The organism is Actinocorallia lasiicapitis, assembly GCF_054778695.1.
The window spans coordinates 1-3,025 of the sequence record NZ_BAAGZI010000545.1 but is presented as its reverse complement, the minus strand read 5'-3'; the positions used below and the strand labels follow the sequence as shown (position 1 = coordinate 3,025).

The following is a 3,025-nucleotide window of genomic DNA, read 5'->3' as shown; positions in this document are numbered from 1 at the left end:
CCGGAGCCTGAGCGGGGACGGGCGCGGCCGCCGGACGCGGCGCCGCGTGGACGGGCGCCGGAGCGGCGTGCTTGCGGAACGGCTTGTTGGTGGCGTCCTCGACCATCTTCTCCAGCGGACCGGCCTCGTTCTCGGCACGCAGCAGCGCGCTGAGCGTGTGGCTGATCTCGGTGAGCCGCTGGAGCGCCGAGCTGTGGTTCTTGGTGAGGTGGTTGAGCCGGTCCGTGGCGTCCTCGTTGATGACGGACGCGCGACGCTCGGACTGGGTGAGGGTGCGTTCGGCCTCGAGCCGGGCCGACGTGACGGTCTGCTCGGCCTCGTGCTTGGCGGCCGTCAGGACCTTCTCCGACTCGTTCTTCGCCGCGTTCAGCACCTGGGACGCCTTGTCCTGCGCCTGGGCGAGATCACGTTCGGCCTGGCCACGGGCGTCGTCGACGATCCGGGCCGACTCCTTCTCGGCGTCGCCGCGGATCTGGCCGCCGGTGCGCTCCGCCTCGGTGATCTTCTCCTTGGCCTCGTCCTCGGCCAGGTTGATGATCTGGCGGAGCCTGTCGCTGAGGTCGTCGCCCGTGGGCTTGCGGGCTTCGCGGACCTCGGCCATCTCGCGGCGGGTGCGCTCCATGTCGTCGAGGGCGCGCGCCAGGCGGGCCTCCAGGTCGCGCACCTGGTTCTGGTAGCGGATCAGCATCTCGTCGACCTGACGGCGGTTGTAACCGCGCATCACGATCTCGAACTGCTCGTTCTGCAGGAGGTTGGGAAGGATCTCGGCTTCGTTGCTCATTGGTGCCTTTATCGGGGGTCGGGCCCGTCTGACCGGGGGCTGTCGTCGTGTGGGCGTGGGGCTGGGTGGACCCCGTGTATAGGTCTCTACCGACTTTGGGCCGCTGCGAGCCGAACACGCAACCGGAACGTCGGTTCCCGCGCCAATTCGTGACCGCCATAGCCGTGTCATCTGGTGTATATCGGCTCTGTCAATATACGGGGCATGAAGCTCGTGGGCGCGCTCGGCGCGGACGAACCGGAAATCCACCCTTCCGCCTGGATCGCACCCGGCGCCGTGGTCGTCGGGAAGGTGACGCTCGGCAGGGACGTCAACGTCTGGTACGGGACGGTCCTGCGCGCCGACGAGGAAGTGGTCGTGGTCGGCGACGAATGCAACATCCAGGATCTGTGCTGTATGCACTCCGATCCGGGGATGCCCGCGATCCTGGAGGAGAAGGTCTCCCTGGGCCACAAGGCGATGGTGCACGGCGCGTACGTCGAGACCGGCGCTCTGATCGGCATCGGCGCGATCGTCCTCAACGGCGCCCGCATCGGCGCGGGCTCCCTGGTAGCAGCCGGCGCCCTGGTCACCCCCGGCAAACACTTCCCCTCCGGCGTCCTCATCGCCGGCGCCCCCGCCAAGGTGGTCCGCGACCTCCGCGACGACGACAAACTCGTCCTCGCCTACACCCCACCCGCCTACATCGCCAAAGCCACCCAACACCGCGAAGCCCGCTGGCTCTGACCCCGATCCGGGCGACGGGATGCGGTGAGGCACCGCATTGAACAATCCGGTCAATTACGATGACGGCGTGGCATGGGCAGCAGGTGGAGCGCGTCAGTCGTCCGATCCGTTCGCGGCGGCCGAAAGGGACGTCCGGGCGCTGGTCGGCGCGCGGGCGTGGGCCGGGCAGGCGGCGGCGCAGCGGCAGGACGCCATCGCCGGGCGGGCCCTCGCCCTGCCCGACGGGTCGGAGTGGGTGTTCGGGGCGTGGGCGCGGTGGTACCGCAAGCACCCCGCCGACGCCGAGTGGTACCTGTGCCCGCCGCCCTATGCGACCTCCGTGCGGAGTTCGGCGCGCAAGCAGAAGGCGTCGGGGCAGCTCCCGCCGCACGTCCTGCCGATCGGGCCGGACTTCGCGGCGGTGACGTCGAAGGGCGCGCTGCCGTTCGTCGACGTCGATCTGGCGCCGCTGACGGGACCCGTCCGCGCGATCGTCGAGGCGGCCGCCGCGCTGTCGCCCGCCCAGTACCCGCAGCCGTCGGACGCGCCGCGCTGGGTGCAGGAGTTCGCGCCGCACGCGCCCAGCACCGTCGCCGCGACGTGGGGCGTCACCCTGTTCTGCGCGGCCGCCCCCGTCTTTGACGCGCGGCTCGACCCGCAGCTCCTCGCCCTGTGGAACCCCTACCGGGTCACGCCGCTGCCGCTGCTGGAGGGCCCGCGCTGGCTGACGCCGCCGACCCTCGCCCAGCTCGCCGGGCTGTACGGCGAACGCGTCCGGGCGGGTGACGCCACCGCCGCGTCGGGGATCATCCGGACGATCTGGGCGGCGGCGTCCGCGCTGCAGGGCGAGCCGCGGTTCAAGGACAAGGCCGAAGCGCTGCTGGCGATCCTGGCCGGCGACAACAAGAACGACGAACGCGCCGCCAAGCAGGGCGACGCGGCGCTGGTCGCGGCGTGGGTGGCGCGCTGCCCCGGCAACCTGGCGTCGGCGCTCCGCGCGGAAACCTCCGAAGGGGAACATTTCCGGCACGCGTTCTATGACTTCGCGGAAGCGCTGGTGCCGTCGGCGGGCGCCCCGGAGGACGTGCAATTCGTTGAGCCGCGCCTCATCGCGGGCGCGCTGCTCGCCGCCGACCTGGCCGTGATCCGCCAGGACGTCGTCAACCAGGTGATCGCCTGGCTGGACCCCGAGGTCCGCTACACGGCCCAGGCGATGATCGTCCAGCCGGGCCATCCGCTGCGGCGCCGCTTCTGGCCGTCCGACCACCACCTCCCCGACCAGCTCCGCCGCGCCACCGCCGACCCGGCCGCCGTCCTCGCCTCCCTCTACCACCTGGATCTCGCGTGGTGCCGTCTGGGCGGCGGCATCCCCTCACGCCCGCGCGGATTCCCCAGCACCACCGCCCTCCTGACGGAACTGATCGGCCCCCGCGCCACCGCCACGACCCCCATCGCGACGGCCCCCCCGAACCCGGTCCCCTCGGCCCAGTCCTGGCATCAGCCCGTCCCCCCACCCCCGCCGACCCCGGACGCCGCCCC

General features: G+C 71.8%; 3 protein-coding genes. 2 read left to right on the top strand and 1 reads right to left on the bottom strand.

Annotated elements, in window-relative coordinates; all coding sequences use genetic code 11:
• Positions 1-781, bottom strand: a 781-nt coding sequence (locus ACYVE7_RS31885) for a DivIVA domain-containing protein (protein ID WP_460370012.1), incomplete at its 3' end; no start/stop codon positions are given.
• A 204-nt stretch (positions 782-985) separates the two neighbouring features.
• Here ACYVE7_RS31885 and ACYVE7_RS31880 point away from each other — a divergent pair.
• Positions 986-1,507 (top strand): gamma carbonic anhydrase family protein, encoded by a 522-nt coding sequence (locus ACYVE7_RS31880; protein ID WP_460370011.1) that lies wholly within the window; start codon positions 986-988, stop codon positions 1,505-1,507.
• Positions 1,508-1,574: 67 nt separating this feature from the next.
• Positions 1,575-3,025 (top strand): hypothetical protein (locus tag ACYVE7_RS31875; RefSeq protein ID WP_460370009.1); only part of this gene is annotated, 1,451 nt, incomplete at its 3' end.

What these genes read in the sequence shown, in the direction of transcription:
- ACYVE7_RS31880 (WP_460370011.1), top strand. Translation starts at nt 986, where the DNA reads ATGAAGCTCGTGGGCGCGCTCGGCGCGGACGAACCGGAAATCCACCCT.